This is a genomic window from Streptomyces sp. NPDC001852 (genome assembly GCF_042891825.1).
Classification (GTDB): Bacteria; Actinomycetota; Actinomycetes; order Streptomycetales; family Streptomycetaceae; genus Streptomyces.
This window is the reverse complement of record NZ_JBIATN010000005.1, coordinates 361,726-386,235: the sequence shown is the minus strand read 5'-3', so window position 1 is coordinate 386,235 and position 24,510 is coordinate 361,726. Positions and strand designations below refer to the sequence as shown.

General features: G+C 73.7%; 23 protein-coding genes and 1 pseudogene. 10 read left to right on the top strand and 14 right to left on the bottom strand.

Annotated features, from left to right (window positions below; all coding sequences use genetic code 11):
- Positions 1-100: 100 nt before the first annotated feature.
- Positions 101-1,069 carry a cyclase family protein gene (locus ACFYZB_RS11990; protein ID WP_388757351.1) on the bottom strand — a complete coding sequence of 323 codons (969 nt, stop codon included), beginning with the start codon at positions 1,067-1,069 and terminating at the stop codon, positions 101-103.
- Between the two features lie 254 nt (positions 1,070-1,323).
- Between ACFYZB_RS11990 and ACFYZB_RS11985 the strand changes: the two genes are divergently transcribed.
- Positions 1,324-2,778 carry an MFS transporter gene (locus tag ACFYZB_RS11985; RefSeq protein ID WP_388757348.1) on the top strand — a complete coding sequence of 485 codons (1,455 nt, stop codon included), beginning with the start codon at positions 1,324-1,326 and terminating at the stop codon, positions 2,776-2,778.
- 94 nt (positions 2,779-2,872) lie between these two features.
- Here ACFYZB_RS11985 and ACFYZB_RS11980 read toward each other — a convergent pair whose 3' ends face one another.
- Positions 2,873-3,991 (bottom strand): cation diffusion facilitator family transporter, encoded by a 1,119-nt coding sequence (locus ACFYZB_RS11980; protein ID WP_388757345.1) that lies wholly within the window; start codon positions 3,989-3,991, stop codon positions 2,873-2,875.
- Between the two features lie 70 nt (positions 3,992-4,061).
- Here ACFYZB_RS11980 and ACFYZB_RS11975 point away from each other — a divergent pair, with 70 nt between their 5' ends.
- Positions 4,062-4,418: a metalloregulator ArsR/SmtB family transcription factor gene (locus tag ACFYZB_RS11975; RefSeq protein WP_351609681.1), complete on the top strand. Its 357-nt coding sequence runs from the start codon at positions 4,062-4,064 to the stop codon at positions 4,416-4,418.
- 26 nt (positions 4,419-4,444) lie between these two features.
- Here ACFYZB_RS11975 and ACFYZB_RS11970 read toward each other — a convergent pair whose 3' ends face one another.
- Together ACFYZB_RS11970 and ACFYZB_RS11965 are read right to left on the bottom strand one after the other, a co-directional pair.
- Positions 4,445-4,912 carry a (2Fe-2S) ferredoxin domain-containing protein gene (locus ACFYZB_RS11970; RefSeq protein ID WP_388757453.1) on the bottom strand — a complete coding sequence of 156 codons (468 nt, stop codon included), beginning with the start codon at positions 4,910-4,912 and terminating at the stop codon, positions 4,445-4,447.
- Positions 4,879-6,858 carry a heavy metal translocating P-type ATPase gene (locus tag ACFYZB_RS11965; RefSeq protein ID WP_388757341.1) on the bottom strand — a complete coding sequence of 660 codons (1,980 nt, stop codon included), beginning with the start codon at positions 6,856-6,858 and terminating at the stop codon, positions 4,879-4,881. The genes ACFYZB_RS11970 and ACFYZB_RS11965 overlap by 34 nt, the downstream gene beginning before the upstream one ends.
- A 111-nt stretch (positions 6,859-6,969) precedes the next feature.
- Between ACFYZB_RS11965 and ACFYZB_RS11960 the strand changes: the two genes are divergently transcribed.
- Positions 6,970-7,380, top strand: coding sequence for a metalloregulator ArsR/SmtB family transcription factor (locus ACFYZB_RS11960; RefSeq protein ID WP_351208531.1), 411 nt, complete (start codon positions 6,970-6,972; stop codon positions 7,378-7,380).
- A gap of 397 nt (positions 7,381-7,777) precedes the next feature.
- On the opposite strand, the gene ACFYZB_RS11955 is transcribed toward ACFYZB_RS11960, so the two are convergent.
- The 3 genes from ACFYZB_RS11955 to ACFYZB_RS11945 form a co-directional block, all read right to left on the bottom strand.
- Positions 7,778-8,605 carry a ZIP family metal transporter gene (locus tag ACFYZB_RS11955; RefSeq protein WP_388757337.1) on the bottom strand — a complete coding sequence of 276 codons (828 nt, stop codon included), beginning with the start codon at positions 8,603-8,605 and terminating at the stop codon, positions 7,778-7,780.
- Between the two features lie 142 nt (positions 8,606-8,747).
- Positions 8,748-9,227: an inorganic diphosphatase gene (locus tag ACFYZB_RS11950; protein WP_388757334.1), complete on the bottom strand. Its 480-nt coding sequence runs from the start codon at positions 9,225-9,227 to the stop codon at positions 8,748-8,750.
- Positions 9,228-9,706: 479 nt separating this feature from the next.
- Entirely contained in the window at positions 9,707-10,927 is a 1,221-nt protein-coding gene (locus ACFYZB_RS11945; protein ID WP_388757331.1) for an MFS transporter, read from the bottom strand.
- Positions 10,928-11,270: 343 nt separating this feature from the next.
- Between ACFYZB_RS11945 and ACFYZB_RS11940 the strand changes: the two genes are divergently transcribed.
- Positions 11,271-12,101 (top strand): alpha/beta fold hydrolase, encoded by an 831-nt coding sequence (locus tag ACFYZB_RS11940; RefSeq protein WP_388757451.1) that lies wholly within the window; start codon positions 11,271-11,273, stop codon positions 12,099-12,101.
- A 62-nt stretch (positions 12,102-12,163) separates the two neighbouring features.
- Positions 12,164-12,511 (top strand): tetratricopeptide repeat protein, encoded by a 348-nt coding sequence (locus tag ACFYZB_RS11935; protein ID WP_351208560.1) that lies wholly within the window; start codon positions 12,164-12,166, stop codon positions 12,509-12,511.
- A 52-nt stretch (positions 12,512-12,563) separates the two neighbouring features.
- Here the strand turns inward: ACFYZB_RS11935 and ACFYZB_RS11930 are convergent, their stop codons facing one another.
- Positions 12,564-13,169, bottom strand: coding sequence for a GNAT family N-acetyltransferase (locus tag ACFYZB_RS11930; RefSeq protein ID WP_388757328.1), 606 nt, complete (start codon positions 13,167-13,169; stop codon positions 12,564-12,566).
- 144 nt (positions 13,170-13,313) lie between these two features.
- Here ACFYZB_RS11930 and ACFYZB_RS11925 point away from each other — a divergent pair, with 144 nt between their 5' ends.
- Entirely contained in the window at positions 13,314-13,958 is a 645-nt protein-coding gene (locus ACFYZB_RS11925) for a peptide deformylase (protein ID WP_388757325.1), read from the top strand.
- Positions 13,959-13,963: 5 nt separating this feature from the next.
- Here the strand turns inward: ACFYZB_RS11925 and ACFYZB_RS11920 are convergent, their stop codons facing one another.
- Positions 13,964-15,403, bottom strand: a complete 1,440-nt coding sequence (locus tag ACFYZB_RS11920; RefSeq protein ID WP_388757322.1) for a dihydrolipoyl dehydrogenase family protein — start codon at positions 15,401-15,403, stop codon at positions 13,964-13,966.
- Positions 15,404-15,544: 141 nt separating this feature from the next.
- On the opposite strand from ACFYZB_RS11920, the gene trxA reads away from it, so the two are divergent.
- On the top strand, positions 15,545-15,919 hold the full coding sequence (gene trxA, locus ACFYZB_RS11915) for a thioredoxin (protein WP_388757319.1): 375 nt from the start codon (positions 15,545-15,547) through the stop codon (positions 15,917-15,919).
- Between the two features lie 3 nt (positions 15,920-15,922).
- On the opposite strand, the gene ACFYZB_RS11910 is transcribed toward trxA, so the two are convergent.
- The 3 genes from ACFYZB_RS11910 to ACFYZB_RS11900 form a co-directional block, all read right to left on the bottom strand.
- Positions 15,923-17,359: a benzaldehyde dehydrogenase gene (locus ACFYZB_RS11910; RefSeq protein WP_388757316.1), complete on the bottom strand. Its 1,437-nt coding sequence runs from the start codon at positions 17,357-17,359 to the stop codon at positions 15,923-15,925.
- Between the two features lie 165 nt (positions 17,360-17,524).
- Positions 17,525-18,526, bottom strand: a complete 1,002-nt coding sequence (locus ACFYZB_RS11905) for a LacI family DNA-binding transcriptional regulator (protein WP_388757313.1) — start codon at positions 18,524-18,526, stop codon at positions 17,525-17,527.
- A gap of 463 nt (positions 18,527-18,989) precedes the next feature.
- On the bottom strand, positions 18,990-19,670 hold the full coding sequence (locus tag ACFYZB_RS11900; protein WP_388757310.1) for a TetR/AcrR family transcriptional regulator: 681 nt from the start codon (positions 19,668-19,670) through the stop codon (positions 18,990-18,992).
- 98 nt (positions 19,671-19,768) lie between these two features.
- On the opposite strand from ACFYZB_RS11900, the gene ACFYZB_RS11895 reads away from it, so the two are divergent.
- Positions 19,769-20,332 carry an NAD(P)H-dependent oxidoreductase gene (locus tag ACFYZB_RS11895; RefSeq protein ID WP_351208519.1) on the top strand — a complete coding sequence of 188 codons (564 nt, stop codon included), beginning with the start codon at positions 19,769-19,771 and terminating at the stop codon, positions 20,330-20,332.
- A 270-nt stretch (positions 20,333-20,602) separates the two neighbouring features.
- On the opposite strand, the gene ACFYZB_RS11890 is transcribed toward ACFYZB_RS11895, so the two are convergent.
- The gene (locus ACFYZB_RS11890; RefSeq protein ID WP_388757306.1) at positions 20,603-21,598 is read right to left on the bottom strand and encodes a metalloregulator ArsR/SmtB family transcription factor; all 996 of its coding nucleotides are present in this window, start codon (positions 21,596-21,598) and stop codon (positions 20,603-20,605) included.
- A 56-nt stretch (positions 21,599-21,654) separates the two neighbouring features.
- On the opposite strand from ACFYZB_RS11890, the pseudogene ACFYZB_RS11885 reads away from it, so the two are divergent.
- Positions 21,655-22,665 (top strand): annotated as a pseudogene (locus ACFYZB_RS11885) (MFS transporter); the annotation flags it as partial.
- A 195-nt stretch (positions 22,666-22,860) separates the two neighbouring features.
- Here ACFYZB_RS11885 and ACFYZB_RS11880 read toward each other — a convergent pair.
- Positions 22,861-23,319, bottom strand: a complete 459-nt coding sequence (locus tag ACFYZB_RS11880) for an Lrp/AsnC family transcriptional regulator (protein WP_388757449.1) — start codon at positions 23,317-23,319, stop codon at positions 22,861-22,863.
- A gap of 112 nt (positions 23,320-23,431) precedes the next feature.
- Between ACFYZB_RS11880 and ACFYZB_RS11875 the strand changes: the two genes are divergently transcribed.
- Positions 23,432-24,496: a Glu/Leu/Phe/Val dehydrogenase dimerization domain-containing protein gene (locus ACFYZB_RS11875; protein WP_388757303.1), complete on the top strand. Its 1,065-nt coding sequence runs from the start codon at positions 23,432-23,434 to the stop codon at positions 24,494-24,496.
- Positions 24,497-24,510: the final 14 nt, after the last annotated feature.

The window sequence follows — 24,510 nt, the reverse complement described above, 5'->3', positions numbered from 1 at the left end:
CTTTTCGAAACAATCTGGCATAGATGAGGATACGGAAATTCAGCCACATAAGTCATGGATCGGAAGCTTCTTCACCGCCGACGACCGGCCGACGCCCGGCTCACAGGACCGCCACCGGGTTGACGGGTGAGCCCGTCCCGCCGGGGATGTTCAGCGGAGCCACGACCAGCAGGAACTCATACCGCCGGGCCTCCGCGCTCGCGGCGGACAGGCCCTCCAGGTCGAGGTTGTCCAGCAGCGGCACCCCCATCGCGGCCAGAGCCAGGGCATGGACCGGCGAGTGCACGCCCTTCACCGGCGAGGGCCGCACATCGCTGTCGCCGTCACCGCCGAGCAACACGATGCCGCGCTCGGCCAGCAGCGGTACGGCGTCCACGTGGAAGCCCGCGCTCGCCGTGTCGGGGTCCCAGGCGCCGAGCTCAGCGCGACGCCGGACATGTCCCGAGCGCAGCAGCACCGCGTCGCCCTCGCCGATGGTCACATCGAGCGCCCTCTCCGCGACGGCGATGTCCTCCGCCCGGACCGCTCGTCCCGGCTCCAGCCAGCGGATCCCGAGCACGGCGGGGAGGTCGAGGAGCACCCCCCTCGTGACCAGGGGCCCGAGAGCCGACACCGCTCCGAAGCGGGCGCCCGCACTGTCGACGACGTCACCGGCCCTCCGGCCGTCGTAGAGCCGCCCCCGGTAGGCGATGTGGCACAGGGCGTCGAGATGCGTGATGCCCTTGCCGTGGTAGTCGGCGGCGATGAAGTCCTTGCGGGCGGAGGGTTCGGGGCCCTCCACGTCACCGAGGTCGGTCATGTGATGCAGCGCGGGCGTGCGGTTGTCGGGGCCGGGCCGGGTGTTCCAGGGCAGCGCCAGCGGGACGACCGTCCCGGACCGCACCGCGGCCGTGGCCCGCCGCACCCGGTCCGCGGTCACCCGGTTCCAGGCGCCGCGGTCGGCCGGGGCCCAGCGACCCCAGGTCCGGACCGCCTCGAAGAGCGCGTCGAACTCCTCGCGGGAGACGGCAGGCCCGTTGCCGGTACCGGCCGGCCGGGGGGCGGGGGCGTCGGCGGAGCTCGAGGTCATCTGCACTCACCCGCCTTCGGACATGGCGCCAGGGCGTGTGGTCCTCGTGATCAACTCCAGCTTGGCACAGTGACGGGGCTCCCTCATTCCGAGAACTCGCGCCCGGCACGGGGCCCAACCGGACGACCGGGCCCTGTCGGGCTGACCGGACCCAGGAGCCCCGATTCCCTGCACGCCGCTCGCCCCGGAGAGACCGGACTCCCGGGAATCGATGCGTCTCCCGGGGGTACGCGGCCCCGGTGGCCGGTGCGGCTGTGAGTCTGTTGCGGCGTACGGTGCCCCGGGCCGGGAAAGCCGGCTCGCGCACCGTACTGGTCGTGATGTGTGCCGGCTACTTCCTGGTGCTGCTCGACGTGACGATCGTGAACGTCGCGCTGCCGCGGATCGGCTCCGGGCTCGGCGCCGACGTGAGCGGACTGCAGTGGGTGGTCGACGGCTATGCGCTGGCGCTGGCGTCGCTGATGCTGACCGCCGGCACACTGGGTGATCTGCACGGCCACAAACGCATCGTGCTGGTCGGACTGGCGGTCTTCGGGGCGGGCTCGCTCGCCTGCGGCCTGGCCCCCGGCGTGGCGGTGCTGGTCGCCGCCCGCGTCGTACAAGGAGTCGGAGCGGCGCTGCTGCTGCCCGGAACGCTGGCGATCATCAGTGACGCCTTCCCCGAGGGTGCCGGGCAGGCGAAGGCGATCGGCGTGTGGGCGGGCATCGGCAGCCTGGCCCTGCCCGCGGGACCCCTGCTGGGCGGGGCGCTGGTCGACGGCTTCGGCTGGCGTTCGATCTTCCTCCTCAACGTGCCGATCGTGCTGCCGGCCCTGGTCTGGGCCGGGGCGGTCGTCCGGGAGAGCAGGGAGCCGCGGGCCAGGAGTCTCGATCTGCCCGGACTGCTGGCGGGCAGCCTGCTGTTGCTGGCGACGACGTTCGCGTTCATCCAGGCCGGGCGCTCCGGCGCCGGATCGGCGGCGGTCGTCGCGACCGCGGTGGTGGCCCTGGCAGCACTCGTCGCGCTGGTCCTCGTCGAACGGCACCGCGGGGACCGGGCCATGCTGCCGCTGGGGCTGTTCCGGCGCCCGGGCTTCGCCGTGGCGAACACGGCGGCGGGGACGATGAACCTGGGCACCCTGGGCACGCTGTTCGTCCTGATGCTGTTCCTGCAGTCGCTCCAGCATCGCCCACCGCTGGAGGCGGGCCTGGCGATCGTTCCGCTGTTCGCGCCGCTGGCCGTGCTGGCGCCGTTCGGCGGGCGGCTGACCAGCCGGATCGGGGCCCGCCTGCCGGCCGGGGCCGGGCTGCTCCTCGCCGCGGCCGGGCTGGCGCTGCTGACCCGGGTGACACCGGCGTCGGGCTACGGCGCCCTGCTGCCCGCGTTCCTGCTGTGGGGCGTCGGGCTGGGTCTGCTGACGCCCGCCGTCGTCGCGGCGGCGATCGCCGCCGTGCCCGGCGAACGCTCCGGTCTCGCCTCGGCCATCAACAACACCGCACGCCAGGCCGGCGGCGCGATCGGCATCGCGGTGGCCGGTGCCATCGCCGGCCGGCCCGGTAGCGGCGCGCACTTCGTGCACGGCTTCCACACCGTCGCCCTGGGCTCGGCACTGCTCTACGCCGTCGCCGCCGCACTCGCGCTCCGCCTGCTGCCCGGTGACCTGCTCCCCCGGGAGACACTGACGCGGCGGACACGCCGACGACGAGCGGGCAGCAGAACGGACAAGTGAAGGAACACCGCAATCGGCCGCGTCCGAGCCGCGTTGCGTCCGGTGGATCACCAACGTCTGCGCCCGCCCGTACGACCGGGCCTGCCCCGGGGGCTCAGCGGGTGGCGTGGTGCCTGAGGGGCTCGTGGGGGTCGCCGATGCCGGGGCTGGGGTGCGGGTCCGTGTGCACGGTGGCGGCGGTCAGCCGGGGCACCCCGTGGATCAGGGCGTGTTCGGCCTCGACAGCGATGGCGTGGGCCCGGGCGACGCTCAGCCGCGGGTCGACGACGATGTCGGTCTCGGCGCGCAGGCAGTGGCCGATCCAGCGCATCCGCACCGAGCCGACCCGCTCGACGCCCTCGACGGTGTGCAGGGCCCGCTCGGCGAGGTCGATCAGGGCGGGGTCGACCGAGTCCATCAGGCGCCGGTAGACCTCGCGGGCGGCGTCCCCCAGCACCATGAGGATCGCGGCGGTGATCAGCAGCCCGACGACCGGGTCGGCCCAGCGCAGGCCGAGGGCGGCGCCCCCGGCGCCGAGCAGGACGGCGAGGGAGGTGAAGCCGTCGGTGCGGGCGTGCAGTCCGTCGGCGACCAGCGCGGCGGAGCCGATCCTGCGGCCGGTGCGGATGCGGTGGCGGGCCACCCACTCGTTGCCGAGGAAGCCGGCCAGCGCGGCGAGGGCGACGGCCCACACATGGCCGACGTCGCGAGGGTGCAGCAGGCGGTCGACGGCCTCGTAGGCGGCCAGCGCGGAGGAGGCGGCGATGGTCAGCACGACGGCGATGCCGGCCAGGTCCTCGGCACGACCGTATCCGTAGGTGTAGCGGCGATCGGCCGCCCGACGTCCGAGGACGAACGCGATGCCGAGAGGTACGGTGGTGAGCGCGTCGGCCGCGTTGTGGATGGTGTCGCCCAGCAGTGCGACCGACCCGGACACGGCCACGATCGCCGCCTGGACCACGGTGGTCGCCCCGAGGACGGCGAGCGACAGCCAGAGCGTGCGCATGCCCTCGCGGGAGGTCTCCATCGCGGAGTCGATCTTGTCCAGCGCCTCGTGGCTGTGCGGAGTGACCAGGTGCGCGAGCTGGTGGCGCACCTTCGACCACCGCCCGCCTGCGTGAGGGTGAGGGTGGGGGTGGGGGTGCTCATGGTCATGCACGTGCCCGCGGTCGCCGTGATGGTGGTCGTCGTGGTGGTGCCCGTACGGCTCGTGGGTGTGGGTCTGCTCGTTCACGGTGCACCTTTCGCGGACGGCGGGCTGGCCGGAGGTGGACGCCGGACTGCTGCTCCCTCATTATGTGCACATGAACGCACGCATGCATCTATCAGGTGCGCACCCCTCGCAACAAGCGGACGAGGGTGAACGCCTCGCGGTCGCCGTCGAGGTCCTCGGCCTGCTCGCCGACCGCACCCGACTGGCTCTGCTGCGGCGGCTCGGCGAGGGGGAGGCCGACGTCACCACGCTGACCGGGGCGACCGATGCCACCCGGACCTCGGTCAGCCAGCATCTGGCCCGGCTGCGCCTGGCCGGGCTCGTGACCACCCGGAAGGAGGGGCGCCGGGTCGTGTACGCCCTGCGGCACGGGCATCTGCGCCGCCTGGTCGACGAGGCGCTCAACATCGCCGACCACCAGATCGGCCACCTGCCGCCGCACGACTGACGCCACGCGGCCGCGGACCGGGCGGGTCATGGCTCGACGGCTCGGCGGACGCGCCGTGAGGGGGTGAAGGCGTACAGGTCGAGGACACCGGGCGGGTCGGCCAGACCCGGGCCGCCGGCTTCCGCCCAGGCCGCGATGTCGTCCACGGCGTCGGTGTCGTTGACCAGGCCCAGCCACACCGGCCGGCCACCGGCCGCACGACCGGCGGCCGAGGGCTGGACGACGATGACGTTGGCGTGCTCGCAGGCGTCCAGGCAGCCGGTCACGCGCACCTGCGCGATCCGTGCGAGCGCCCGGCGGAGCCGGTCGAGCTGGGCGGCGTGGTCCAGTCCGGGGATCTTCGCCGTACCGCAGCAGCAGCCGCGGCAGACGGTGACGGTGCAGCCGGCCGCCGTACGGCTCGCGGGGGCGGCTTCGCCGCGGGCAGCCGCAGGGCTCGCGGGGTCGGGTCGGCGGCGGCTCACCGGGCGGTCCCGACGCGGGCGCGGCGCCAGGCGGCGTCCGCCAGCAGGCGCAGACCGTTGAGGCCGACGATCACGGTGGAGCCCTCGTGCCCGGCCACACCGAGCGGCAGCGGCAGGGTTCCGGCGAGGTCCCAGACGACCAGGCCGGTGATGAACGCCCCGGCGACGACCAGGTTCTGCACCACCAGCCGCCGGGCCCTGCGGGACAGGTTCAAGGCGGTGGGAATGGTGGCCAGCTCATCGCGGACCACGACGGCGTCGGCGGTCTCCAGGGCGAGGTCGGAGCCGGCCCGGCCCATGGCGATCCCGGTGTGGGCGGCGGCCAGTGCCGGGGCGTCGTTGACCCCGTCGCCCACCACGAGCACCCTGCGCCCGGCCCGCTCCAGGTCCCTGACCGCGGCGACCTTGTCCTGCGGCAGGAGCCCGGCGCGCACGTCGGTGATGCCGGCCTCCTGCGCGAGGCGGGCGGCGGCGCGCGGGTTGTCGCCGGTGACCAGCACCGGCGCACTGCCGGTGAGCACGGCCAGGGCGGTGACGGTGGCGGCGGCATCCTCGCGCAGCCGGTCGGCGATCCCCAGCACCCCGACCGGGATCCCGTCGACCTCGACCACGACAGCGGTACGGCCCTCGTCCTCCAGCCGGCCGGCCACCACGCCGGCGGGGTGCCCGGCAGGCGCGTTCAGCAGCCGGGCGGGGCTGCCGACCGCGACCGGCCTGCCCTCGACGGTGGCCCGCACCCCACTGCCCGGTGCGGAGCCGAAGTCCGCCACGGGCGGGATGTCCAGGTCGCGGCCGCGGGCGGCGGCCACCACGGCGCGGGCCAACGGGTGCTCGCTGGGATGCTCGGCCGCCGCCGCGAGCCGCAACAGCCCGTCCTCGTCCAGACCGGAGCCGGCCAGCGGACGGATCTCCGTCACCCGCGGAGTGCCCTCGGTCAGGGTGCCGGTCTTGTCCAGCGCCACCGCGTCGACCTGTCCGAGCCGCTCCATGGCCACCGCGGACTTGACAAGCACTCCGTGGCGTCCGGCGTTGGCGATCGCCGACAGCAGCGGCGGCATGGTGGCCAGCACCACCGCGCACGGCGAGGCGACGATCATGAAGGTCATCGCGCGCAGCAGCGTCGGCCGCAGAGCCGCCCCGAAGACCAGCGGCAGCACGAACAGCGCCACGGTCGCGGCGACCATGCCCAGGCTGTAGCGCTGCTCGACCTTCTCGATGAACAACTGCGTCGGCGCCTTGGTCCCGGACGCCTCCTCCACCATGGCCACGATCCGGGCGATCACCGAGTCGGAGGCGTCGCGCTCGACCTCGACGCGCAGCGCACCGGTGCCGTTCAGGGTGCCGGCGAACACCTCGTCCCCGGTCTCCTTCGCCACCGGCAGCGGCTCGCCGGTGATGGTGGCCTGGTCGACCTCGCTCGTCCCGTCCAGCACCCGGCCGTCCGCGCCGATCCGCTCCCCGGGCCGCACCAATACGACGTCGCCCACGCTCAGTTGCCCGGTCGGCACCGTCTCCTCGCCGCCGTCGTCGCCGAGGCGGGTCGCGGTCGCGGGGGCCAGGTCCAGCAGGCCGCGCACCGAGTCCGCGGTGCGGGCGGTGGCGATCGCCTCCAGCGCACCGGAGGTGGCGAAGATGACGATCAGCAGGGCGCCGTCCAGCACCTGCCCGATCGCGGCCGCGCCCAGCGCCGCGACAACCATGAGCAGGTCCACGTCGAGCGTCCCGCCCCTGAGTTCCTTCAGGCCCGCCCAGCCGGGCTCCCAGCCCCCGCTGGCGTAGGTGAGGGCGAACAGCGTTCCCCATGCCCATGCCGGCGCTCCCAGCAGGTACAGCGGAAGGGCGATCAGGAACAGCGCCAGGGCCGCAGCCGCCCAGCGGGCCTCCGGCAGCGTGGAGATCCTCGTACGACGCCCGGGCGCCACCTCGTCCCGCACGGCGTCGCCGGCGGGGACGGGGCGAATGAGGGTGGAAGACATCAGAAACGGGTCCTTACGCACACGGTGGGCGGTCAGCGTCCGACGCCACCACCGTAACAGGAACGAATGAACATCGATTCATGCGTTCATGGCGCGGCGTACCATGGGCGCATGGGTCACGGAGCCGCACCGTCTGCCAGCAACGTTCCGCGTACGCGTCTGGACGCGGCCGGCGCCGCCAAGGTCGCCACCACCCTCCAGGCCCTGGCCACCCCCTCCCGCCTGCTCATCCTGGCCCGCCTGCGCGAAGGGCCCCTGCCGGCGACCGAGCTGGCCGCCGAGGTGGGCATGGAGCAGTCAGCCTGCTCGCACCAGCTGCGGCTGCTGCGCAACCTCGGCCTGGTCACCGGCACCCGCAAGGGCCGCTCGGTGATCTACGCCCTCTACGACAACCATGTCGCCGCACTCCTCGACCAGGCCCTGTACCACGTCGAACACCTCCGCCTCGGCCTGAGCGACGCGTCGGCGCCCGGCGCAGAGCCGGAGCCGGACCTCGAGGCCGCCGGCGTGCCGGGGACCTGAAACGCCCCTCCGGGGGCGGCGGGAGCCTTCGGGGGATTTTCCGGTTGTGCACCAGGATCCGAGCCCGGTCGCCGGGGCGGCAGCGCAGCAGCTCACCCCGCGGGCAGGTCCCGCAGCGGCGCTCCGAGGTCCGTGGCTGCGGCCGCACATGCCGCCGCCGAGGCCCGCACACCCGGCCGTCCACACCGATCGGCGCGGCACCCGCGCTTCCGTTCCGGCCGTCACGGCCGGCCGCCGCGGCGGATTCTGCCCTGCGTGCGGATCATCCCCGCCCCACCCGCACAACACGCACGCCCTCTCGCTCGCGGACAGCGGACGGTTCGCCATGGGCAGTCCGGGAGCGGAGGGCGGTTCTGCCCTCCGGCGGGGGTTCACGCGCCGGAGGGGGTGGCAGGGCTCAGGCTCCGGCGGCGGTCACCACGGCGTCCGTGGCGAAGCCGAGGAGCATACCGAGGAGGATGCACCAGGTGGTGAGCGTCTTGAGACCGGCCTTGCGGGCCACGGCGAGCAGTTCGATGACGACGTAGAGGATGGAGCCGGCGGCCAGGCCCAGGAACGCGATGGAGAGCGTGTCGTTGACGAGGTGCTGTCCGACGAGGGTGCCGAGGAAGGTGGGCCCGCCGCCGATCAGACCGAGCCGGAAGAGGTTGGCCCAGCTGGGGCGTTCACCCTCGGCGGCGAGCGGGGCGACGATGCCGAAGCCCTCGGTGGCGTTGTGCAGGCCGAAGCCGATGATGAGCAGCACGGCGAGGGAGAGTTCGCCCTTGGCGGCGGAGTTGCCGATGGCCAGGCCCTCGGCGAAGTTGTGCAGGCCGATGCCGGTCGCGATCATCAGGGCGAGGGAGGCCGCCTGGCTGCGGGTCTTCGGCGCCAGCTCCGTCGCCGCGGCGGCACCGGGGCCGGCGGGGCGCCCGGCGGCGGCCCGGCGGCGGGCGGTCCAGGCGTCGTAGTACACCAGCCCGGCGAGTCCGGCCGCGAGCCCGGCGGCGAGCACGAGTCCGCCGGAGGCCACCGTCGCCCAGTGGTGGTCGCCCAGCGCTGCGTCGACCGGTTCCCAGGCGTGGGTGAGGACGTCCCAGACGAGGAAGACGAGGATGCCGATGGCGACCGCGTTGAGCCCGGCCTTCAGGCGGGGCGTCGGTGTGCGCAGCCGGCCGAGCGGGAGGCCGAGGTAGATGGTGAGGCCCGCGATGGCGCCGAGCAGGGCGATGTTGGCGCTGGACATGGGGAGAACTCCGGGTCGTGCTCAGGTGGCGGCCGGGTGGGGGCGGGCTGCCTGGGGACGACGCTCAGCATAAGTTAGGCGAGCCTTACCTAAGGATTTCCTGTGCAGCGCTTGGGTGAATCTTGACGGACTCGTTGCCTCTTCATTCGAGGCAGCCCGTGAGCCGCTCGTAGGCGTGACGGGCGTCGCTGATCAGGTGTTCGGCCTCGGCGCGGGTGCCGCAGTCGATGACCTCGCCGGCGGTCCGGCGCTGCAGGCGGGCCAGAACGGCGGCCCAGGCGTCGCCTTCGGCATGCCAGCGGGGCAGGTCGTCGGTGTCGACCAGGTCGATGAAGGAAGGGTCCTCGGCCACGCACAGCAGCACGGGGGCGGCGGACGCGGACTGGGCACCCGCGCGGTGCAGGACGCCCAGCGGCCAGGCAGGCACCGTGGCGCCGGCCAGGGCGGGTTCGGGCATCAGCACCAGGGCGTCCAGGGGCAACCCGTCGGCGTCGAGGGTGTCGGGGATGCGGCCGTGTCCGACCGGCCAGCCCGTCGCGGTGAGGCGGCCGGAGGCGCCGTCGTCGGACGTGCGGATGGTGGAGGAGGCGGTGGTGTCGATGTCGACGGTGATCCGGGGCATGGACCTGACCTCCTCGGACGTGAGCAGGGTCAGCGGGTGTCGGCCGTCGGCACCGCGTCGGAGCGGTGGGCGGCGAACCCCGTCGCCGGATACCAGCAGTCTCCTGCCGGACGGCCGGGGCGGCAACCAGCCGGGGCGCCGACGGGCCCCAGGAGCACACGGGAAGGGCACATCCCTGAGGGCGTGCCGGTGAGGGGGCTCACCGCGACCGCGGACACATCCGCTGACGGTCCCTGGGCCGGCCGCACCGGCCAGGAGGAGCCGTACACGCACCCACCGCTCTCGCCGCGCGTGCGGGCACGGCCCTTCCGCCGGCTGCCGGCCTGCGACGAGTGGCCGCATGAAGGAAGAACACGGCCCCGACGAGAAGGTGTTGTGCGTCCCCGCCCACGACCCGTGCCACATCCTCCCGGCGACGCGCGGCCACCGGCGAGCCGCGTGAGCCGCGGCGAGACCCCTGACCAGCGACCGACTCCGCGTCAGCGGCGATCGGTCCTGATGACCAGCAGCAGCACCACGGCCAGCGCCTGGATGGCGACCACCACCGTGATCAGCACGGGGATCGAGTAGCCGTACAGACCGCCGGTCAGCGCGCCGCCGGCCAGGCTCGCCGCGCCGACCACGCCCGCGAACAGGCCGTACGCGGTCGCCCGCCGCCCGGTGGGCACCAGGTCTGCGACCGTCGCGCGCAGGGTCGACTCCTGGATTCCCATCGCCGCGCCCCACACCAGCGACCCGGCCGCCGCGACGGCGACCGTGTCGGTGAACGCCAGCGCCACCACGCCCGCCGTGAGGACGGGCAGGGCGATCAGCACGCGCGGGCCGACGCGGTCATAGAGCCACCCGGTGGCCAGCGCGGCGACCGCGTCCACGGCCATCGCCGCCGCGTACAGCACCGGTACCCACGCCGCGGACAGCAGATGGCGCTGGACCAGGTGGTAGGAGAGCACGCCGAAGGTGGCGAACCCGGTCGTGGTGGCCGCGGTGAACGCGGCGTAGGTCCAGAACTCCCTCGGCAGCCGCCCGTCCCGCCCGTCCGGTGTCGTGGCCGCCGCGGCCGTCACCTCGCGTTCGTAGGCTTCCGGGTCCGGCACCCGGGCCCGCAACCAGAACAGAAGCAGCAGTACGGCGATGCCGGGGACGGCGAGCACACCGAGCGCGGGACCGTAGTCGTTCCCGGTGAGCGCGAGCACACCGGCCACCAGCAACGGGCCGACCAGGGCGCCGATCTGGTCCATCGCCTCGTGGACGGCGAAGCCGCGGCCCCGCCCGGTGGCGGCGGTGGCATGCGAGAGCAGCGTGTCCTTCGCCGGGGAGCGCACCGCCTTGCCGACCCGCTCGGCGATCACCAGTGCGCACGCGGCCCACAGCACCCCGGCCACGCCCAGCAGCGGGACGGAGACGACCGTCAGGGCGTACCCGGCGATCGCCAGGCCCCAGAAGCGGCGCGTGCGGTCGGCCAGCGGGCCGGAGACCAGCCGCAACGCCAGCGCCGCGGCCTCACCGGCGCCGGTGACCACGCCGACGACGAGGGCGGACGCGCCCAGCGAGGCGAGCAGCGGGCCGGTGATCGAACGGGCGCCCTCGTACACGAAGTCGGCGAGCAGACTGACCGTGCCGAACCAGACCACGAACCGCCAGGGCCCCATGCGCACCGACGCCCGGTCCGCCTCCCGCTCGTCGGACACCGGCTGGTTCATGGCCACAGCACCTCCGCGAACGACAGCCTCGAGTACGTGGGCAACGCACCGCGGAACCCTGTACGCAAGAGCAACTGCACGTGGGACGAGGCGGCACCGGCCACCGCGGTTCACCATACAGCGGTCGGCTGCGAGAAAGCCCCGGTGGTCGTCATGGCTCTCGTCCACCACCAGGCTCCGTCGCCCACAACAGGACGGAACAGCGAGTTGACCTTGCCCCCAGGGGCAGGGTTTACGCTGCCACGGGCTGCCTCGGAGCAGCTCTCCTCCGTACGCGGGAGAGGTCCCGAGCATCAGTGACGCACCTGTCCGACCGGCCGATCATGGAGTCCGTGTGCCTGACATCAACGCGGTGGCCCTGCGCGGCGCCACCATTCACTACGACGACCTCGGGCCCTCGGACGGTCTGCCGGTCCTGCTGGTCCACGGGCACCCCTTCGACCGCACCCTGTGGGAACCCCAGGCCAGGGCGCTGACGGAAGCCGGATACCGGGTCATCACCCCCGATCTGCGCGGGTACGGCCGCAGCAGCGTCCACCCCGGCAAGGTCCTCCTCTCCGACTTCGCCGACGACCTCGCCGCGCTCCTCGACCACCTGGACATCGGGCGAGCGGTGGTCGGCGGTGTGTCCATGGGCGGGCAGATCACCATGGAGTTCCAGCGCCGGCACCCGCAGCGGGTGCACGCCCTCGTCCTGTCCGACACCTCCGCGCCGGCCGAAACCGACGAGGGCAAGGAGTTCCGCAACCGGCTGGCCGACAGGCTCCTCGCGGAGGGGATGGACGGCTACGCGGCTGAGGTGATCGACAAGATGCTCGCCCCGTACAACGTCACGGCGATGCCCGAGGTGGCGGAGCGGGTCCTCGGCATGATGCGCGCCACCGACCCCCGTGGGGCGGCGGCGGCGTTGCGTGGACGGGCCGAACGCCCCGACTACCGGGACACGTTGGCGGCCGTACGGCAACCGGTCCTGATCGTCGTCGGCGCCGACGACTTCTACACGCCTGTCGCGGAAGCCGAGGCGATCCACCGTCTCGTGCCGCACGCGACCATGACCGTCGTCGAGAAGGCGGGCCATCTGCCCGGCGCCGAGCAGCCCGAGCCCTTCAACACCGCCCTGCTGGACTTCCTCACCACACAGGTGGCCCCAGGCCCCTCGGGCACGGACCATTAGTGGAATATTGAACAAACGCGTTCCGTTGTGGCCGTCGAAGGAGGTCACGAGTGGAGACGCAGGTGGAGACCACGTACTACGACCACGGCACACCGGCCGAGCGCTGGGAGCGCGCGCAGCAGTTCTTCGACGCCAAGGACTACGCGGGCGCGGCGCGGGTGCTGACCGGGCTGGTCGAGGAGGTGCCGGAGCAGACCGGACCCCGGCTGCTGCTGGCCCGCTCCTACTACCACTCGGCCCAACTGCGCCGCGCGGAAGCCGAGTTGCGGCGCATCGTCGAGCGCGACCCGGTGGAGCACTACGCCCGGCTGTTGCTGGGCCGGACGCTCCAGCGGCAGGCCCGGCACGAGGAGGCGGAGCGGCATCTGCGGATCGCCTCGGCGCTGGCGGGCGACTTCCCGCAGGAGTGAGCCGCGGGGCAAGGGCCCGGTTCCCGGCAGGGGGCCGGGCCCTCGGCGTGTCTCAGACGAAGGGCCGTACCGTGCGTGTCACCACCCAGTGGTTCTTGCCCAACTGCCGGGTACGGGTGAAGCCCCGGCTCTCGAACAGGGCGACCGTGCCGTTGTGCAGGAAGGACGCGGACACCCGGGTGCCCTCGGTGTCCTGCGGGAAGCTCTCCACGGTGCCGCCGCCGAGCCGGGCGATCTCGCGCAGGGCGCCGTCGAGCGCGGCCGAGGCCACACCCGCGCGGCGTCGGGCGCGGTGCACGAAGAAGCAGGTGATCCGCCAGTCGGCCGGGGCGGGAGGGCCGGCCGCGTAGGCGCGGCGGTGTTTGATCCGGGGCAGCTCGGCGGGGGAGCCGAACTGGCACCGGCCGACGCAGTCGGTGCCGTCGTACACCAGCGCCGCGTGTGCCCGGCCCTCGCGGACCCGTGCCTCCTTCTCCGTCCGGTTCCGCTCGGGCGTCCTGGTGCGGCCGACGCCCTCCTCGTGGAACGCCATGCACCAGCAGCCGCCCCAGACCCCGTCGTGCTCCGCCACCAGCCGGGCGAAGTCGGGCCAGGTGTCCGTGGTCAAGGGCCGTACCGAGAACACCATCTCTCTCCTCGGAGTCAGCGACACTCCCATGGGCGGTCACCGTACGGCCCGCTCCGGTGTCGGTGGAGTCCGGGAGCCGCCGGAGACGGCGCCGACGTGCCGGATCACGCTGCTTCACGGCGCCGTGACCAGGGTGTGCCCGTCGGCGGCCGGGCGGCATGGCATGCTGACGCGATGGCCCCTCTTCGTGATCACGCACCGCTCGCCGAGCGGGTCGAGGAACTCCTCGCCGCCGGCGGCCCCTTGCCCATCGTCGCCGCCGGGCAGCCGGTACTGCGGCGCGGCACCGAGCCGTACGAGGGCCAGTTGAGCCCCGCCCTGCTCGCCCGTTTCGTCGAGGCCCTTCGCGTCACCATGCACGCCGCCCCCGGCGTGGGCCTCGCCGCGCCGCAGGTCGGCGTGCCGCTGCGGATCGCTGTCCTCGAGGATCCGGCGCCGGTGCCCGAGGAGGTCGCGGAGGCCCGGGGCCGGGTGCCACAGCCGTTCCGTGTCCTGGTCAACCCGGTCTACGAGCCCGTGGGCGCCGCCCGTGCCGCCTTCTTCGAGGGCTGCCTGAGCGTGCCGGGCTGGCAGGCGGTGGTGGCCCGGCACGCCGAGGTGCGGCTGCGCGCCGAGGACGAGCACGGGCGCGCGCTGGACGAGCTGTTCACCGGGTGGCCCGCCCGGATCGTCCAGCACGAGACGGACCACCTGGACGGGACCCTCTACCTGGACCGCGCCGAACTGCGCTCGCTGTCCACGAACGAGGCGGTCGCCGCGCTGTGGAACGGGCCGACACCACAGGCGGCCGCCGACGCGCTCGGCTTCCAACTTCCGTAAGCGGGTCACTTGTCGCGGTAGGCCTCCAACAGCCTGAGCCACACCTCGCTCAGCGTCGGGTACGACGGGACGGCGTGCCACAGGCGGCTGACGGGAACGCGGCCGGCGACGGCGATGGTCGCCGAGTGGATGAGCTCGCCGACGCCGGGGCCGACGAAGGTGACACCGCGCAGCACCTCGTCCTCGAGGTCGACCACCATGCGGGCGCGGCCCTTGTAGCCGTCGCCGTACAGGCCCGCGCCCGCGACGGCGGAGAACTCCACGTCGACGGCGCGGACGCGGTGGCCGGCCCGTTCGGCCTCGGCGAGGGAGAGGCCGACCGCGGCGGCCTCGGGGTCGGTGAACACCACCTGCGGTACGGCGTGGTGGTCGGCGGTGGCCACGTGCGCGCCCCAGGACTCGTCCGCCACGGGGTCGCCGGCCGCGCGGGCGGCGATGGCGGCGCCCGCGATGCGGGCCTGGTACTTGCCCTGGTGGGTCAGGAGGGCGCGGTGGTTCACGTCGCCGACGGCGTACAGCCAGTCGGTGCCGGTGACCCGGAGCGTGTCGTCGACGTCCAGCCAGGAGCCGGGCGCCAGGCCGACGGTGTCCAGGCCGATGTCGTCGGTGTGCGGGACACGGCCGGTGGCGAAGAGGATCTCGTCGGCCTCGATCCGGTCGCCGGCGGCCGTGACGGCCACGACGGTGCCGTTCTCGCGGGTGACGGACTCCACGGAGGTGCCGGTGCGGACGTCGGCGCCCGCCTGCAGGAGCGCCTCGGCGACGAGTTCCCCGGCGAACGGTTCCATGCGGTTCAGCAGGCCCTTGCCGCGCACCAGGACGGTGACCCGGGAGCCGAGGGCCTGCCAGGCGGTGGCCATCTCGGTGGCCACCACTCCCCCGCCGACGACGATCAGCCGGGCCGGTGCGGCCTTGGCGCTGGTGGCCTCGCGGCTGGTCCACGGTTTCACCTCGGCGAGGCCGGGCAGGTCGGGCAGCTGGGCGCGGGTTCCGGTGGCGACGGCGACGGCGTGCCGGGCGGTGAGGGTCGTGACCGTGCCGTCGGGGGCCGCCACGGTGACCGTACGGGGGCCGGCGAGCCGCCCGTGGCCGCGGTACAGGTCGGCGCCGATGCCGTCGAGCCAGCCGACCTGGCCGTCGTCCTTCCAGTGGGACGTGTACTCGTCCCGGCGGGCGAGTACGGCCGGGGTGTCGAGCGGGCCCCCGACCGCCTGGTCGAGGCCGGGCAGCCGGCGGGCGTCCGCCTGGGCGATGACCGGCCGGAGCAGGGCCTTGCTGGGCATGCACGCCCAGTAGGAGCACTCGCCGCCGACCAGCTCGCTCTCCACGATCGCGGTGGTGAGACCGGCCGCGCGGGTCCGGTCGGCGACGTTCTCCCCCACGGGCCCGGCCCCGAGCACCACGACGTCGTACGCGATGGATTCCGATTCCGTCGATTCCCTCATGGGGTCAGTCTGGTGGGTGGTGTGCGCGACGGCCACATGGGTACGAGCGCCGGACGACAGACGTGCGCGTGTGGAATAGGCGGTCCGGCGGCCGTGTTTCCGCCGTCGGCACACCCCACACCAGGAAGAGGGACTCACGCCATGAGCAGCACCGTGGAGCTGACCAAGGACAACTTCGACCAGACGGTCACCGACAACGACTTCGTTCTGATCGACTTCTGGGCTGCCTGGTGCGGGCCGTGCCGCCAGTTCGCACCCGTGTACGAGAAGGCCGCCGTGGACAACCCGGACCTGGTCTTCGCCAAGGTGGACACCGAGGCCCAGCCGGAGCTGGCACAGGCCTTCGGCATCCAGTCGATCCCGACCCTGATGATCGTGCGGGACAAGGTCGCCGTGTACGCCCAGCCGGGGGCGCTGCCCGAGCCCGCGCTGGCGGACCTCATCGGGCAGGCCCGGAACCTGGACATGGACGAGGTCCGCAAGAGCATCGCGGCCCAGGAGGGCCAGGCCAAGTAGGGGCTAGAAGGGGTACGGCGCCACGTCGCCGCGTACGGTCGTCCAGCGCAGCTCGGTGAAGGCCTCCAGATTGGCCTCGCCGCCGAAGCGCGCGCCGGTGCCGGACGCGGCGACGCCGCCGAAGGGGGCGACCGCCTCGTCGTTCACGGTCTGGTCGTTGACGTGGACGATCCCGGTGGGGATCCGCTCGGCGAGGTCGAGGGCCCGGGCGGTGTCCCGGGTGACGATGCCGAGGGAGAGGCCGTACGGGCTGTCCGCGGCGAGCGCCGCCGCCTCGTCGGCGGTGGTGAAGGAACGGACCGGTGCGACCGGGCCGAAGACCTCCTCGGTGTAGGCCGGGGTGTCGTCGCCCGCGCCGGCCAGCACGGTCGGCCGGTAGAAGAGCTGTTCGTGGGTGCCGCCCGCGGCGAGTTTCGCGCCGCGGGCGGTGCTCGTGCGCACCAGGCCGTCGATCTTGGCGAGTTGTCCCGCGTCGATGACCGGCCCGAGGTGGACCTGCTGGCGGTACGGGTCGCCGACGGCCAGCGAGTCGGCCTTGGCGGCGAGCCGTTCGACGTACTCGTCGTGGAGCGAGGCGTGCACGAGATGCCGGCCGGTCGTCATGCAGATCTGGCCCTGATGGAAGAACGAGCCCCAGGCCGCCGTGGAGACGACGGCGTCGAGGTCGGCGTCCTCCAGGACGATCAGGGCCGAGTTGCCGCCGAGTTCGAGGTGGGCCCGCTTCAGATGGCGGCCGGCCGCCTCGCCGACCGCGCGGCCCGCCGCGGTGGATCCGGTGAAGGAGAGGACGGGGACGAGCGGGTTCTCCACCAGCGCCCGGCCCGTCTCCGCGCCGCCGGGCAGCACGTGCAGCAGGTCCTGGGGCAGGCCGGCTTCCGCGAAGACGGCGGCGAGGGCGAGGCCGCCGCAGACGGCGGTGCGCGGATCCGGCTTGAGGACCACCGCGTTGCCGAGCGCCAGGGCCGGCGCGACCGAGCGGATGGACAGGATCAGCGGCGCGTTGAACGGGGAGATCACGCCCACCACTCCGGCCGGGACCCGGCGGGTGTACGACAGCCGGGGCGCCTCGCTGGGCAGCACCTGCCCGGTCGGACGGGAGGCGAGGGCGGCGGCCTCGTAGCACTCCTGGGCGGCCACATGGAGCTCGAAGTCCGCCTTGCCCGGGATGGACCCGGACTCGCGCACCAGCCATTCGCGCAGTTCCCCGGCGTGCTCGGTGAACAGGTCCCCCGCCCGGCGCAGCACCTGGGCCCGCTGGAAGTGCGGTGCGCGGGCCCAGGCGCTCTGGGCGGCGCGTGCGGCCTGCGCGGCGTCACCGACGTCCTCGGGGGCGGCCAGGGTGACGGTGCCGAGTGCGTCGCCGGTGGCGGGCTCGGTGACGGTGTGGGCGGGGCCGGCAAGGCTGCGGTCCTGCCAGGTCTTCGGGTCGAGCAGCGGCATATACGGCTCTCCGATCGATCGCCGGGCGGTGGGGGAACTCTCACCTCGACGCTTTTTGGTTGAGCGTGAAACTACATCGGGATGGCGCCGCTCCGGAACCCCGTCACCACCGGCAGGTGTACCCCGTCGGCCTTCACTCGCACTCCGGCTCGCCCCGATGCCCCCTCAGGTGGACTCGCGCGGGACCACCGAGGCGCCCAGGACCTTGTGCACCTCGGGCTCGCCGCCGGGGTCGCGGACCGCTCGGTCGACGAGTTCGGCGAGGTCGCGGCCCGAGGGCAGTTCGATGTGCACCGTACTGAGGCGGGGCCGCAGCAGCCGGCCGAGCATCAGGTCGTCGGCGCCGATCACGGCCACGTCCTCGGGGATGCGCATCCCGGCGTCCTGCAGGGCACGCATCAGGAGCATCGCGTACTCGTCGTTGTAGGCGAACACCGCGTCCAGCCCCGACTCCCGCCAGCCCGCAGCCAGTTGAGCCGCCGCTTCCTCCGTGTACGCGAGCGGCAGCTCCGTGACGGCGGCGTCCGTGCCGCGCAGCGCCCGGCGCACACCGGCGAGCCGGGGCCGGGAGTACGCCTCCAGGCCGGACCCCTCGGGCACCACGACACCGATCCGGTTCCGGCCCCGGGCGTGCAGATGGGCGCCCGCGCACTCGCCGACCGCGTCGTGGTCCATGAGCAGGGCGTGCGCGCCCTCGACGCGTTCGGGGCCGAGGGTGAGCACGGCCCGGGCACCGGAGCGCTTGAGGACCCCGACGCCCTGCGGCCCGAGGTCCGCGCCGGGCACCAGGACGGCGACCGGCCGCAACTCCGCCCAGGCGCGGGCCGCTTCGTCACCCTGGAGGCCGACGCTGCCGTACTGCACGACGGTGTAGTCGAGCCGGCCGAGCTCCCACTGCAGTTCGCTGAGGAACCTGCTGTAGAGCGGGCCCACCGGGATCGCCGGGGCGGGCATGAGGACCATACGGCTGTGTCCGGCACGCAGGCTGCGGGCGGCGGCATGGGGGACGTACCCCAGTTCCCGCGCGGCCTCGCGCACCCGGCGGCGCGTCGGTTCGCTGATCCGTACGGCACTGGTGTTGTTGAGGACGTAGGACACGGTCGCGCGCGAGACGCCCGCCAGGCGGGCCACATCGGCACTCGTGGGCGTGTTCGGTATCTGCACCATGACAGTCCGCATCTTGGCAGAGGGGCGGGGACCGGGAAGAGGCGGGGCGAGGTGGTTCACCGTTCGACGAAATCCGCCGCCGGGGCCGCTCGGCGACGGCTGCGAGCGCCACCGTGATGACATGACCGCTTCTCCCCGCTCCCGCCGCGAGCGTCCCGCCAAGCCCGCCCTGACCCGGGAGGGCATGCGTCGGCCGGCGCAGGGACTCGACACCTACCACCTGCGGCTCATCGAGACCCTGATGGGCCTGCTCCAGTCCGGCGGGGTGCCGCGCGCACAGGCCGCGTGGGGCGTCGACCTGCTGCCGCGAGTGCCGAAGCACTGCTCTCCGGCGCCCCCGAGGCCCGCGTGTCCTGGGCCCTGGCGACCGAACCCCGGCCCGGCGGCAGCGCTCCGTGCGGATCGCCGGGCCGGGGGCACGGCGCGGAGGTCTTGCCGACCGGGCCAGACCGCCGGCCTGAGCTCAGCGGCGCGGCCGCGTGCCGGTGACGCGGGCCACCAGGTCGATCCAGCCGGCCTCCAGCCGCTCCATGGGCATCTCGCACTGCCTGGTCTGATAGTGGATCAGGGCCGGGTCGAGCGAGTTCAGCAGGGTCTGGGACAGCAGCTCGCAGTCGGCGTCCGGCAGGATCTGCCGCAGCAGCATCGTGATGTGCGTGCGCAGCGCGGCGACCGCCGGGTGGGAGAACCGGCGGGTGGGTTCCGTCTGGGCGGCCAGGTACAGGTCGAGCTGCTCGACCCTGCGGTACAGCACCGCGACGCCGAACGCCCGCAGGCGCTCCAGGGGCAGTGCTCCGGGCCCCAGCGGCGGCGGCCCGCCCAGGAAGTCCGCCTGCAGCTTCCGGTCCGAGTGGTCGAGCAGGGCCATCAGCAGTCCCGTACGGTCACCGAAGCGGCGGAAGACCGTCCCCTTGCCCACCTGGGCCGCCGCCGCGACCGCCTCCATGGTGACCCCGGCCACTCCGTGTTCCGCGATCAGCCGGGCGGCAGCCTCCAGCAGCCGGGCCCGGTTGCGCGCCGCGTCGGCACGCAGGCACGGCTCCTCGGGCCCCCGGCCGACCTCCAGCAACTGAGGCACGTCGAGGGGTTCTTGAGGTGGCGGGAACGGTGGCAGCGCGCTGGACATGAAGCCAGCGTAAAGCATCGGGAAGAAAACTGGACCGCGGTCCGTTTCGCCTGCTACAAAATAACCGGACCTCGGTCCGGATCGTAACGGCGATGTTTCAGCCTCTTGGAGTTCCCATGTCTGTTCGCATCCTCGCGCTCGTCGGCAGCCTTCGTGCCGGTTCGACCAACCGCCAGCTCGCCGAGGCCGCTGTCAAGCTCGCACCGGAGGGCGCCGAGGTCGTGGTGTTCGAGGGCCTGGCCGACGTCCCCTTCTACAACGAGGACATCGACGTCGAGGGCAGCGTCCCGGCCGCCGCCGCCAAACTGCGCGAGGCCGCGCAGGCCGCCAACGCCTTCCTGCTCTTCTCCCCCGAGTACAACGGCACCATCCCGGCCGTCCTGAAGAACGCCATCGACTGGCTGTCCCGCCCGTACGGCGCCGGCGCCTTCGGCGGCAAGCCCGTCGCCGTGATCGGCACCGCCTTCGGCCAGTACGGCGGCGTGTGGGCGCAGGACGAGGCCCGCAAGGCCGTGGGCATCGCCGGCGGCAAGGTGATCGAGGACATCAAGCTGTCCATCCCGGGCTCCCTGACCCGCTTCGCCGAGACGCACCCGGTCGACGACGCCGAGGTCGCCGCCCAGCTGACCGAGGTCGTCGCCCGTCTGCACGGCAACGTGGGCGAGGCTGCGGCCGCCTGAGCCGTACGCACGCACCACGCGAGGGGGCCGGATCCCGTCCGGCCCCTTTCCGCGCACGCGGGGCCCGGTCGAGCGCGGCAGCGATCTCGGCGAGCACTCCGGGACGGCGGTACGTGTGCTGGAGCGCGCCCGAAGGCAACCCGATGCGGGCAGGCCAGGCGGTTCCGCCGGCCCTGGCAGAGTCCGCCCAGCCGGGCGAGCACGAGCGGTGCGCCGGCCGCCCGAGGCCGGCACCGGCGGTCACCCCCACCGCGTACGAGTCGCCGGCCGTCAGCCGCCCGCGTCACCCCCGCCGGCGACCAACCGCTCGGCCAGTCCACTGCGCCGGTACAGCACCCGGCGGCCGTCCCGGGCGCGGGTCACCAGGCCCGTGGCGTGCAGTATCCGCAGGTGCTGGGAGACGGCGCTCGGGGTCACGCCCAGCCGGCGGGCGAGTTCCACCGTGGGCAGGGGTTCCGCGAGCAGCCGCAGCAGGGTGGTGCGGGGTGCGCCGAACAGGGCGGTGAGCGCGGAGGCGTCGGGCGCGGGCTCCGGTTCCCACAGGGTGGCGGTGCCCCGGCCCGGGTAGGCGAGCATCGGCGGCGCGGCGGCGCTGATCGGGGGCGCGGGCTTGTGCGCGAACACCGAGGGGACGAGGCGCAGCCCCCGCCCGGCGCCGTCGACCGCGTGCCGGCCGATCATCTTGTCGATGGTCAGGACGCCGTTGTGCCAGCCGAGGTTCGGATGCAGACCGGAGAACAGCGACCGCGCCCCACCGGTGGCCAGCAGGCCCGCGCGGTGCGTGATGTCGGCCTCCAGCACGAGCCGGATCCGGGGCCAGTGGGGCAGCAGGGCCGTCTGCCAGTAGCGGTGCAGCAACGAGCAGACGGCGTCGAGGAGTTCGAGGACGGGGCCGTCACCGGGTGCGTCGGCCCGCCGGAGCGCGCCCGGAAGCGGACACGGGGCGTGCGCCGCGCGCAGGTCGCGCCGTACGACCTCCGGGGGCGTGGCCCGTACGACGGTCAACTCCTCGGCCAGCGTGGAGGCGTGGCCGATGGGCCGGGGTGTCAGGAAGTCGGGCAGGGCCAGGGCCGGGCCGACCAGGGCCGCCAGCAGGGGCAGGTCGGCGGGGTCGAGGGCGGCGAGCGCGGAACGGCGCCAGCCGCGGTGCAGGGGGTGCAGGGCGGGCGCGCGCAGGACGCGCAGGCTCTCCATCAGCTCGCCCAGCGGGGAGATCGCGAACCGGGTGTCGGCGAGGTCGTCGACCCCGAGCCGGAAGCTGATCATTCAGTCCCCGTCTACATCGTTCGCCAACCGCCCGAGCGGGGCGTGGACTTCGACCCATGACGGATCACCACACCCGGCAGCGTACCCCGCGGCTCGTGCTCCTGCTGGCACTGGCCTGCGGGGTCGCGGTCGGCAACGTGTACTTCCCGCAGGCCCTCGCCCCGCTCGTGGCGGCGGGCCTCGGCGTCTCCCCCGGCACGGCGGCCGGGGTCGTGACGGCGACCCAGTTCGGGTACGCCGCCGGCATCTTCCTGTTCGTCCCGCTCGGCGACCGGGTGCCGGCCCGCCCGTTGCTGGTCGGCCTGCTCTCCCTGACCGGCCTCGGCCTGTGCGCCGCTGCCGCCGCGCCCGCGCTTCCGCCGCTGCTCGCGGCGAGCGTGCTGGTCGGCGCGAGCACGGTGATCGCCCCGCTGGCCGGCCCGCTGGCGGCCGGACTGGTACCGGCGGAGCGGCGGGGCGTGGCCGGCGGCACGCTGCTCAGCGGCGCCCTGGCGGGCATGCTGCTGTCCCGCACGGCCGGCGGCGCCCTGGGCGACCGGCTGGGCTGGCGGGCGCCGTACGTCCTGGCGGCCCTGCTCACCGTCGCGGTGGCGCTGCTGCTGGCACGGGCGCTACCAGCCACGGCCGTGCCCTCCCAGCAGCGCTACCCGCGGCTGCTGACCGAGCCCGTCCGCCTCCTGTTCGCCGAACCGGCCCTGCGCCGCTCCTCCTTCTACCAGGCGACGGTGTTCGCCGGCTTCTCCGCCGTGTGGACCGGCGTGGCTCTGCTGCTCACGGGCCCGAGGTACGGGTTCGGTGCGGACGCGGCCGGACTGCTCGCGCTGGTCAACGCGGTGACCATGCTCGTCACGCCGGTCGCGGGCCGGCTCGTGGACCGCCGCGGAGCCGACGCGATGAACCTGGCCTGCTTCCTGCTGGTCCTCGCGTCCGCGGCGCTCCTCGCCCTCGGCGGCCTCGGCGGCACCCCCGGTGTGCTGTCCCTGGTGGCGGGCACGCTGCTGCTGGACATCGGCATGCAGTCCGGCATGGTCGCCAACCAGGTGCGCGTCTACGCCCTCGCCCCGGATGTCCGCAGCCGCCTCAACACCGCCTACATGACCTGCGCCTACCTGGGCGGTGGCCTCGGTTCCTGGTGGGGCTCCCGGGCGTACGCGGGGTACGGCTGGTCCGGGGTGTGCGCCCTGGCCGCGCTGCTGACCGGACTGGGCCTGGTCCGGCACCTGGCCGCACGGGCCGCCGGGCGGACGGCGGTTGCCGCCGGCTCAGGACGGGAGGTGCGCGGGGGTGGTGTTGCTGACCTGCTGGAAGATCATCGAGGTGCGGAAGCCGGTGATCTCGGCGCGCTTGCTGAGGCGGTCGACGAGGAAGGAGTGCAGCCGGTCGAGATCCTGTACGGCGACATGCAGCAGGAAGTCGTCGCCGCCGGAGAGCACGAAGACATGGAGGACCTCCGGCAGCGAACTGGCGAAGCCCTTGAAGGTGTCGATCACCGTGCGGTTGAGCGGGCGCACCTGGACCGACACGAGCGCCTGCACGCCACGGTTGAGGGCCGCGGGATCGATGTCGGCGTGGTAGCCGCGGATCACTCCCCGGCGGGTGAGCGCCCGGACCCGTTCGAGACAGGTCGAGGGGGCGACACCGAGTTTCCGGGCGAGTTCACGGTTGGACTGCCGCGCATCTGACTGCAGAAGCCGCACGATCTCCGAATCAAGTTCGTCCATGGCCGCAGAGGCTACCCTCTTTCAACCGTTCGTTCGGCCCAGCCCCCGCCCGCGGATCACTTGCGCAAGGGTGTCGGTCGTATCCCGTACGAACGAAAGGGGGTCGGGCCCGGTGCTCGATCATGAACAGGTTGTCGTCCGAGTCGGTCGCCGGTCCGGGCTGCCGGTGATCCTGGCCGTTCACTCCACCGTGCTCGGCCCGGCGGCCGGCGGACTGCGGCTGTGGCACTACCCGGACTGGCGCGACGGCCTCACCGACGCGCTGCGCCTGTCGGCGGCCATGACCCTGAAGATGGCCGTCGCCGGGCTGCCCAGCGGCGGTGGGAAGACGGTGGTCGCGCTGCCGGAAGGGACGGTTCTCGGCCCGGAGCGACGGCATGCCGTGCTCCAGGATGTCGCCGACGTCATCGCCTCGTTGGACGGGACGTACGCGGCCGGTCCGGACGTCGGCACCGGGCCCGCCGACATGGCGGTCATCGGCGAGACGACCCCGCATGTGTTCTGCCGGCCGGCGGAGCTGGGCGGAAGCGGCGACTCCTCCCCGCACACCGCGCTGGGCACGCTCGCCGCGCTGCGCGCCGTGAGCCGGCGCCTGGGCGGCACGCCCGCCCTGGACGGCCTCCGCCTCGCCGTGATCGGTCTGGGCCGGGTCGGCGAGCACCTGGCCCGGCTGCTGGCGGCCGAGGGGGCCGAGCTGACGGTCACCGACATCGACCCCGGCCGGCGTGCGGCGGCCGAGGCGCTCGGCGCGGCTTGGCGCAGGCCGGACGAGATCCTCGCCGAGGAGGCCGACGTCGTCGTCCCGGCGGCTCTCGGATCGCTGCTCACCAGGGAGTCGGTGCCGCACCTGCGCTGCAGGGCCGTGGCCGGACCGGCCAACAACCAGCTCGCCACCCCGGACGTCGCCGACCTGATGCACCGTCACGGCATCGTGTGGGTGCCCGACTTCGTCGCCGGAGCGGGTGGGGTCGTCAACGCCGTCAGCGCCGAGCTCCACCATGTCGGGTCCGACGAGGCCCGTGCGCGGGTCCTCGCCATCGAACAGACCGTCGCGGAACTGCTCGGCACCGCGGAACGCGAGGGCGTGACTCCCGCGCGGGCGGCCGCCGAGACGGCCCGCCGACGCCTGTCCGGCCCGGGACATCCGGACGAAACCCGTACGACTGCCCGACTGTGACGTTACCGTTCGGT